5 protein-coding genes and 7 tRNA genes are annotated in these 6,859 nt (G+C 50.3%); 10 read left to right on the top strand and 2 right to left on the bottom strand.

Going from position 1 to position 6,859, the window contains the following annotated elements; genetic code table 11:
- The first annotated feature begins 150 nt into the window (after window positions 1–150).
- The 8 genes from H7U36_RS07330 to H7U36_RS07295 all read left to right on the top strand — a co-directional run bounded on the left by H7U36_RS07330 (window position 151) and on the right by H7U36_RS07295 (window position 2,235).
- A tRNA-Asp gene (locus tag H7U36_RS07330) sits at window positions 151–224 on the top strand.
- A gap of 6 nt (window positions 225–230) precedes the next feature.
- A tRNA-Val gene (locus H7U36_RS07325) sits at window positions 231–303 on the top strand.
- A gap of 6 nt (window positions 304–309) precedes the next feature.
- Window positions 310–391 (top strand) — tRNA-Tyr (locus H7U36_RS07320).
- Window positions 392–443: 52 nt separating this feature from the next.
- Window positions 444–516, top strand: a tRNA-Thr gene (locus H7U36_RS07315).
- 29 nt (window positions 517–545) lie between these two features.
- Window positions 546–619: transfer RNA gene (locus H7U36_RS07310), tRNA-Met, on the top strand.
- Window positions 620–623: 4 nt separating this feature from the next.
- Window positions 624–696, top strand: a tRNA-Phe gene (locus tag H7U36_RS07305).
- A 25-nt stretch (window positions 697–721) separates the two neighbouring features.
- Window positions 722–794: transfer RNA gene (locus tag H7U36_RS07300), tRNA-Lys, on the top strand.
- 85 nt (window positions 795–879) lie between these two features.
- Complete coding sequence (locus tag H7U36_RS07295) at window positions 880–2,235, top strand: MATE family efflux transporter (RefSeq protein WP_033125735.1); 1,356 nt, start codon at window positions 880–882, stop codon at window positions 2,233–2,235.
- Window positions 2,236–2,316: 81 nt separating this feature from the next.
- On the opposite strand, the gene H7U36_RS07290 is transcribed toward H7U36_RS07295, so the two are convergent.
- A complete protein-coding gene (locus H7U36_RS07290; RefSeq protein WP_147581178.1) occupies window positions 2,317–2,952 on the bottom strand; it encodes a hypothetical protein in 636 nt (211 codons plus the stop codon).
- 97 nt (window positions 2,953–3,049) lie between these two features.
- Complete coding sequence (locus H7U36_RS07285) at window positions 3,050–4,516, bottom strand: sodium-dependent transporter (protein ID WP_191493449.1); 1,467 nt, start codon at window positions 4,514–4,516, stop codon at window positions 3,050–3,052.
- A 176-nt stretch (window positions 4,517–4,692) separates the two neighbouring features.
- On the opposite strand from H7U36_RS07285, the gene H7U36_RS07280 reads away from it, so the two are divergent.
- A complete protein-coding gene (locus H7U36_RS07280) occupies window positions 4,693–5,550 on the top strand; it encodes a MurR/RpiR family transcriptional regulator (protein WP_138304553.1) in 858 nt (285 codons plus the stop codon).
- A 246-nt stretch (window positions 5,551–5,796) separates the two neighbouring features.
- Window positions 5,797–6,837 carry a zinc-dependent dehydrogenase gene (locus H7U36_RS07275; protein ID WP_033125740.1) on the top strand — a complete coding sequence of 347 codons (1,041 nt, stop codon included), beginning with the start codon at window positions 5,797–5,799 and terminating at the stop codon, window positions 6,835–6,837.
- The last annotated feature ends 22 nt before the right edge of the window (window positions 6,838–6,859 follow it).

Below are 6,859 nucleotides of genomic sequence, written 5' to 3'. Positions count from 1 at the left end.
AGGTAGATAGGGCAGAGGTGGAAGTGTGGTAACACATGGAGCTGACTGTTACTAATCGGTCGAGGGCATAACCAAAGAGGTTCGGGTAGAGAATGGATGGAAGATTTCTTGTATGTGGTTTTGAAGGTACATGGTATCTTCAATATAGATGGCCCAGTGGCTCAGTTGGTTAGAGCGCCGCCCTGTCACGGCGGAGGTCGAGAGTTCGAGTCTCTTCTGGGTCGTTGTATGGGGTCTTAGCTCAGCTGGGAGAGCATCTGCCTTACAAGCAGAGGGTCATAGGTTCGAGCCCTATAGGCCCCATTACATGGATGGATTCCCGAGTGGCCAAAGGGGGCAGACTGTAAATCTGTTGGCAACGCCTTCGAAGGTTCGAATCCTTCTCCATCCATTCAGATGTGAAATACATCTGTTGCCGGTTTTGACCGGACAGCCCATGGCACGCCGATGTGGCTCAATTGGCAGAGCAGCTGATTTGTAATCAGCAGGTTATCGGTTCGAGTCCGATCATCGGCTTTCATTTTCTAAAAATTGTTAAATATTGACGCGGGGTGGAGCAGTCTGGAAGCTCGTCGGGCTCATAACCCGAAGGTCATAGGTTCAAATCCTATCCCCGCAACTATGCCCAGATAGCTCAGTCGGTAGAGCAGAGGACTGAAAATCCTCGTGTCACTGGTTCGATTCCGGTTCTGGGCACTTTCTTTTTCTTAAAATTGTATATGGGCGTGTAGCTCAGGTGGTAGAGCACTTGACTTTTAATCAAGTTGTCCGGGGTTCGAATCCCCGCACGCTCATGGGATGAGAGGAAAAATCAGCACTGCGTATCTGCAGTGCTGATTTTTCCTGTATCTGAAATATTTGAGTCAGGGGGAATGTACTATGGCCGACAAAGCCGCATCTGCAACACTTATGACGGACGGTCCTATCTGGAGGCGACTGATTGCATTTGCTATTCCGCTTTTCTGGGGCAATCTCTTTCAGCAGCTCTACAATACAGCGGACTCCGTAATCGTTGGAAATTTTCTTGGAAATAATGCTTTGGCTGCCGTCAGTTCATCCGGAAATCTGATTTTTCTCCTGGTGGGATTTTTTAATGGAATTGCCATCGGTGCGGGCGTAGTTACAGGAAAATATTTTGGGGCTGAGGATGGTGAAAACCTGAGAAAGTCCATCCACACAACGATTGCTTTTGGAGTGGCGTGCGGTATCATTTTGACTATCGTGGGAGTGCTGGCAGCGCCTCGCATTCTTGTGCTCATGGGAACCCCGGATGAAGTGCTGCCCCAGTCTCTAGCCTACTTCCGGGTCTACTTTGCGGGCTCGCTGGCTTTTGTCATGTACAATTTTTTTGTGGGAATCCTGCAGGCTCTGGGGGACAGCAGGCATCCGCTGTTTTTCCTGATCATTTCCTCCTTTACGAATATAGTGCTGGATCTGCTGTTTGTGGGAGGAATGGGAATGGGCGTCTGGTCCGCGGCATTTGCCACGATTCTTTCCCAGTTTCTGAGCGCCTTTCTCTGTCTGCGTCAGCTGATAAAAGGAAATGAGGTGTTCCGGCTGAGGATAAGGGAAATCAGGCCGGATAGGCAGATGTTGAAGCAGATCGTAAAAAACGGAGTTCCGGCGGGGGTGCAGAACTCTATTATTTCAGTGGCAAATGTGTTTGTACAGTCCAACATCAATGCCTTTGGCGCCACGGCAGTGGCGGGATGCGGATCCTATTCCAAGATCGAGGGCTTTGGATTTCTGCCCATCACATGCTTTGCGCTGGCCCTGACTACATTTATCAGTCAAAATCTGGGCGCCAGAGAGTATGAGAGGGCGAAGAAGGGAGCTGTGTTTGGCGCGTTATGCTCCCTCACTATAGCGGAGATTATTGGACTTGCCATCAATCTTCTGGCGCCGGTGCTGATCGGAGCTTTTGGAGGAGGTCCGGAGGCTGTAGGCTATGGCGTCCAGTGGGCGAGGACAGTGACCTGGTTCTATTTTCTGCTGGCTTTCTCGCACTGCATGGCAGGTATCCTGCGGGGGGCGGGCAGGTCTGTGATACCCATGTTTGTCATGATGATCTGCTGGTGTGTGATCCGTGTCAGCTACATCAGTATCGCGGTACGCATCGTTCCTGACATCAGGACCGTGTTCTGGGCTTATCCGCTGACCTGGGCGCTGAGCAGTGTGGTATTCCTTGTTTATTTTCTGAAGTCAGACTGGATCCACGGATTGGAGAAAATGTAACCGACAGGCAGAGATTTACAGAGAAGATATTTATAGAGATAAAAAAACGGGCAGATGTCTGCCCGTTTTTCTGTTCATTCGCTATTCCAATCCAAGCTGTGACTTGCTGGATACGGTGCCGTCCTGGAAGGATACGGAGGCGTTGTCAGAAGCGTTATCTGACGTATTTTCAGTGGTGTCCGAGCGGCTGCCGCTGTCATCAGACGGATCCTTAATTGCCTTTACCACCGCGGCCAGAAAAAGGATTGCAAGGACGATCAGGACAATCCGAAGGCAGCCGCCCTTTTTCTTCTTCTTTTCCGGCTCCTCCATGGTCTCCATAGCCATGGGGGGAGGAGTTTGCTGTCGCGGTGCCTGTTGCCGCGGAGTCTGTTGTCGGGAAGTCCTCGGCTGTGAAGCGCGCTTTTGCGCAGTGGAAGCAGTGCCGCGGGCTTTCTGACCGGTTGTCTGACTGGTTTCCTGATCAGAAGCCTGGCCGTAGTTGTATGGAGACGATGAGTGGATGTCGGAAGGGGAGGGGCGGCGCCTGGCGCTTTGCTTTGCGCCGGCGCGGCTCTCACGGTCCCGGTCCTCAAAATTTCCGAAGCCTTCGTCTGTGTCAGCATTCTTTTCTTCCGGGATGAGCTTGAATTTTTTCCGGCAGTTGTCGCAGAGGCCAAAGCTGGGATCTCTCTGGCTTCTGCGCAGCTCCTGCCCGCATCTTGGACATTTCATCATAATATGTTTTTCCACCTTTCAAAGCGCCGGGAAGTGGCGGTGCATGGATCATCCATTATCCATGGACGATTGATAGCTAATCAATATCGATAAGAAATCAGCGCTGTCCGCGGGATTTCCGGTATACGATCCGGGCCTGCACAAGCAGGTACAGAGGATAGATTAGGCAGAGGGCCGGGAGCAGATAATTTGCCGGGAAGCCCAGCTTCTCAATAAATCCCTGTATCAATATGAAAATAATGATAAGCGGAAGGATATAGGTCAGGTATCCCTTTGTCCATTTTGGCAGCTTCAGCCCCTTTCCGCTGTTTACTTCCTTGTAGTAATTGTCCCATCCCCAGGCGTACCGGCTTGTACAGAACAGAAGGTACAGAAGGGAGCCAAGGGGCAGGAGGGTGTTGGACAGGATAAAGTCCTCCAGATCCTGAACTGTGGAGCCCGCTCCGAAGGGCTGGAAGCCGCTGAGCACATTGAAGCCCAGAGCGCAGGGCAGAGACAGGATCATGATGGCGATAATATTTACGAGAACAGCCTTCTTCCGGGGCCATCCAAAATCCATGGCAAAGGCGATGATATTTTCAAAGACCGCAATGACTGTGGTCAGGGCGGCAAATGCCAGGAACATGAAGAACAGAGCGCCCCACAGGCGTCCTCCGGCCATCTCACTGAAGGTCTGGGGCAGGGTCACGAAGATCAGGCTTGGTCCGCTTCCCGCATCCACGTTGTAGGTAAAGCAGGCCGGGAAGATGACAAGTCCGGACAAAAAGGCTACGGTGGTGTCCAGGATGACTACGTTCAGACTTTCGGAAACGAGAGAGTGCTGTTTATCAATATAGCTTCCGAAGATCGCCAGCGCGCCGATCCCAAGGCTCAGGGTGAAGAAGGACTGCCCCAGGGCAGCGAACAGGATCTCACCGAGAGAATAATTTTCAAGCGCAGTCTTAAAATCCGGTATCAGGTAGAAGGAAAGTCCCTCCTTTGCTCCATCCAGGAAAAAGCTGTGTATCACAAGCACGATCAGGATGATAAACAAAAGTCCCATCATGTACTTGGATATTCTTTCAACGCCGCCCTTGAGTCCACGGGAGCAGATGAGGAATCCGATGACCGTGACAGCCAGCATCCAACCCACCTGCTGGGCGGGATCAGCCAGCAGCTCGCTAAAGGCGTTTCCCACCTGGGCGGTGTCCATGTGGGCCATGGAGCCGGAGGCCATTTTCCAGAAATAGGCCAGCGTCCATCCTCCTACAGTGGTGTAGTACATCATGAGCATGTAGTTGCCGATCAGGGGAATCAGCTTGGTCCAGTGCCATTTTGTTCCGGCAGGCTCCAGAACCTCAAAGGACTTTGCGGCGGACTTCTGGGAGGCCCGTCCCACAGAGAATTCCATTGTCATGATGGGCAGGCCCAGGATGGCAAGGAATATCAGATAGATGATCACAAAGGCAGCTCCCCCGTACTGTCCTGTGATGTAAGGAAAGCGCCATACGTTACCAAGTCCGATGGCGCACCCGGCGCTTATGAGAACAAAGCCAAGCCGGGAGGAAAATTTTTCTCGTTTCATGTAAAAAACCTCAATTTCCACACTCTCATCTACTATATTCTAAGGAAAGAGAGGGGGATTGTCAACCGGGAGGAAATATAGGAATTCGGGGAAATGAAAGGGTTGTAAAAAAATTGCTTTTTTATTAAGATAATAGAAAAGACATCAGAATACAGAGAGAATGAGGTGGGTAAACCATGAACGATAAAAAGGGATGTAAGGAGAGGCTGATCGAAAAGCTGGAGGGGGAGCACACTAAGAAGGCGGAGAGAAAAATCGCCGACTACTTTTTGAAAAATTTCGAAAAGACACTGCACAGCACACTGCTGGAGCTGGCGGAAGAGATAGGCGTCAGCGATGCGTCTATTGTTCGTTTCTGTAAAAGCATCGGCTATGTGGGCTTTCAGGAGTATAAGATCAATGCCGCGCTGGAGAGCGTGCCCGCGCCTAAGCTTTATAATTCCAGTCTGACGGCCCAGGACAGTCCCTCGGAAATATGCAGTAAGATTTTCTCTATAGAAAACTCCGCGCTGCAGCAGACTAGTATGGAGATGAACGTGGAGGTGGTCGAACAGGCTGCGGAAGATATGCTTTCTGCCAGGAAAATCATGATCGTGGGAACCGGGGGAAGCAGTATTGTCGCAAAGGATCTCCAGCACAAGCTCCTGAAGATCGGAGTGTTTTCTCTGGTAAATGAAGATAAGGATCTGCAGCTTATGACGGCTTCGCTTCTTGGAAAGGGGGATGTTCTCCTGGCGATTTCCGCCTCCGGGGGCAACAGGCATACGGCCCGGGTAGTGGAGATTGCCCATGGAAACGGGGCAAGGATCATTACTCTGACAACCAAAGCAAAAAATATTCTGGAGGAGCAGGCGGATCTGAGCCTGTACACGGTGAGTGAGAAGACGATCTTTGAGTCAGAGTCCTTCAGCGTGAGACTGGCGCAGCTAGCTGTGCTCGACTGTCTGGTGGCGATCATGGCTTTCCGAAATTATGACAGATCGCTGGAGGCGATGAGCGCCACTCGGCTCTCCACTTCTTCCGATAAGGAATAGGATATAAAAAGGAAACGCTACATCATAAAAAATGTAGTGTTTCTTTTTTTATATCTAAAAGAAGTAAAAAAACTAAATTCTAAAACAGGGGAAATCAGCAGCAAAATGTAATAAATAGACAAAAACACGGGAAAAACTGAGATATAAAACTGTGCAGATTAGTAAATTTTGAAAATGATGTTGTAAAATTACTACATTTGTGCTAGTATCAATTACAGAAGAAATACATATGTAGGAGGAAGAAACATGAAAGCAGTAGTTTTAAACGGCCCAAATGACTTTACTGCGGTAGAAGATTATCCGAAGCCGCAGATTGGTCCGAGAGATATGCTGTTGGAGATGAAGAGGACAGCAATCTGTGGCACAGATATAAGAATTCTTGAAGGAAAAAAGACAAAGGATGTGCGCTACGGACACATTATCGGACATGAGATCAGCGGCGTGATCTGTGAAGTGGGGGCAGAGGTCGAGGGATATTCCGTTGGCGACAGAGTCGCTGTGGAGAATGTAATCCCGGACGGCACATGCGCGATGTGCATCAGCGGCCACGACAATGTATGTCTCCACAGACAGGCCATCGGCTACGAGTTTGACGGAGGATTTGCGGAGTATGTATTTATTCCGGAGGTGGCAATCAGGGGCGGAAATGTAGTAAAACTTACTGATAATATTTCCTATGGAGAAGGAGCCCTGATCGAACCTCTCTCCTGCTGTCTGAGAGGGCAGAGAAACGCAGGGGTGAAATTCAACGATGTAGTTGTGATCGTTGGGGCAGGTCCTATCGGACTGATGCATACCCTGCTGGCAAAGGCAGCAGGCGCCCGGAAGGTCATCGTCAGTGAGCTGAATGAGTTCCGCCGCGGCAAGGCTCTTGAGTGCGGAGCGGATATCGTTGTAGACTCGGCAAATGAAGATTTAAAGGGAATCGTGATGAGTGAGACAAACGGCGTGGGAGCGGACGTTGTCATTGTCGCTATCGGCATCCCGGCTCTGGTCAATCCAAGCATCGAGCTTGTCAGAAAGAATGGAAGCATCTGCCTGTTCGCCGGATTTACAAAAGGTGTGAAAGCAGAAATTGATCCGAACCTGATCCACTACGGTGAGATTAAGATGTGCGGCTCCAGCGCCTACAGGCGCCAGGACTACCAGGAGGCGGCCCAGATGGTCATGAGCGGAGCGGTAGATATGAAGCCGATCATCACAAACGTATTTAAAATAGAAGATTTCCAGAAGGCCTACGAAGCTGTAAAGAGCGGAGCGGACCTGAAGGTGGAGATCGAACCATAAATGAACGGTAGCCAAAAAGCTT

Origin of the sequence: Faecalicatena fissicatena (genome assembly GCF_016900595.1) — a bacterium.
Lineage (GTDB): Bacteria > Bacillota > Clostridia > Lachnospirales > Lachnospiraceae > Claveliimonas > Claveliimonas intestinigallinarum.
This window is presented reverse-complemented; position numbering and strand designations above follow the sequence as displayed.

What these genes read in the sequence shown, in the direction of transcription:
- H7U36_RS07285 (WP_191493449.1), bottom strand. Translation starts at nt 4,516, where the DNA reads ATGAAACGAGAAAAATTTTCCTCCCGGCTTGGCTTTGTTCTCATAAGC.
- H7U36_RS07275 (WP_033125740.1), top strand. Translation starts at nt 5,797, where the DNA reads ATGAAAGCAGTAGTTTTAAACGGCCCAAATGACTTTACTGCGGTAGAA.
- H7U36_RS07290 (WP_147581178.1), bottom strand. Translation starts at nt 2,952, where the DNA reads ATGATGAAATGTCCAAGATGCGGGCAGGAGCTGCGCAGAAGCCAGAGA.
- H7U36_RS07295 (WP_033125735.1), top strand. Translation starts at nt 880, where the DNA reads ATGGCCGACAAAGCCGCATCTGCAACACTTATGACGGACGGTCCTATC.
- H7U36_RS07280 (WP_138304553.1), top strand. Translation starts at nt 4,693, where the DNA reads ATGAACGATAAAAAGGGATGTAAGGAGAGGCTGATCGAAAAGCTGGAG.